At 56.8% G+C, this 1,385-nt stretch carries 2 protein-coding genes; one reads left to right on the plus strand and one right to left on the minus strand.

Translation table 11 applies throughout. The annotated features are described in order from the left end of the window. Positions 1 to 822: tripartite tricarboxylate transporter permease (locus OP495_RS17860; protein WP_280571124.1), on the plus strand; the 822-nt coding region annotated here is incomplete at its 5' end. A 179-nt stretch (positions 823 to 1,001) separates the two neighbouring features. Here the strand turns inward: OP495_RS17860 and OP495_RS17865 are convergent. After that, the coding region (locus OP495_RS17865; RefSeq protein ID WP_280571125.1) for an integrase core domain-containing protein at positions 1,002 to 1,385 on the minus strand (384 nt) is incomplete at its 5' end.

Below are 1,385 nucleotides of genomic sequence, written 5' to 3' on the forward strand. Positions count from 1 at the left end.
ATGTGTATAAGAGAACGCACTAAGCTTACGCTGTCCTTCAAGGAAATTCGCGAGATCATGCCATCGAGCATTCGGGGGGGCATCCTTGGATTCGTCTCTGGCGTCTTGCCGGGCGCCGGGGCTTCGCTGGGTAGCTTTATCGGCTATACGCTGGAAAAGAAAGTCGTCGGCAAGAAAGGTTTCTTTGGCAAGGGGGATCCGCGTGGTGTGGCGGGCCCCGAGGCCGGCAACAATGGAGCTTCCAGTGGGGCGTTGGTGCCCATGCTGACGCTCGGTGTGCCGGGTAGCGGCACGACGGCAGTGCTGCTGGCGCTGTTGATTTCGATGAACATCACCCCTGGACCGCTGATGTTCACCCAGAACGCGGATATCGTCTGGGGGGTCATTGCCGCTTTGCTGGTGGGTAACTTCCTACTGTTGGTGCTGAACATTCCCTTGGTAGGCATCTTCGTCAAGCTGCTCTCGGTGCCTCCCAAATACTTGCTGCCGATCGTGACTATGGTCGCATTAGTGGGCATTTATTCGATCAGCAATTCCACCTTCGACCTCTATTTCATGGTGGCCTTCGGAGTGGCGGGCTATATTCTGCGCAAGCTGGAGATCCCGCTGGTGCCCATCATCCTGGGCTTGTTGCTGGGGCCGGAAATGGAAAAGAACCTCGGTCATGCGCTAACAACCTCCAACGGCGACTGGAGTGTGCTGTGGAGTGGTGGGCTTTCGATCACACTGTGGTCGCTGGCCATCATCGGGCTGGTGTTGCCAGTTGTTGTGGGGCCGATCCTGCGGCGTCGTATGGGTGCTGCGCAGGAGAACGTCGAGTAATTTGATCGACATCTGACAAGTACGATGCATGTACCTTGCCTCCGCCGTTATACCGGTGGGGGCGAGCGTCGTTTACGACCCTGAATTCAAGCAATAAGTGCAGCACCTGCAGTCTTTAGGGCTCCTGAGTATTCCCCCAAGAACACCTGTGCCGATACCCGAGCCGTTTTCGAGGCCGATCATTCAGCTTGGTGACCACCCTTCGAAGCTCGGTATCGGTGACCTGACGGAAGTCCGTTCCTTTCGTAACTGTCGGGTCCTGCGTGATTGACTACTCGCTTGGTCAATAGCTCTGCCCGTTTGGCCTGCCATTCTTTCATCGCGGCTATCGGTGATTGATGGTCCAGTGCCTTTTGCGAGATATAGTGATTGTACAGCCAACAATACCCTTTCAGCGTCTGTTCCAAGTCTTCGCCAGAGGCGTAGTGCCGAGTGGCCAGCACATCGCTGATCCGGCCGTTGAAGCGTTCCACCATGCCGTTGGTCTGAGGTCGCCCTGGCTTGATCAAGCGATGCGCAATACCCTGTGCCTGGTACGCCTGGTCGAACGGGGGCTGGCCGCT

Source organism: Chromohalobacter sp. 296-RDG, from assembly GCF_029889885.1.
Lineage (GTDB): Bacteria > Pseudomonadota > Gammaproteobacteria > Pseudomonadales > Halomonadaceae > Chromohalobacter.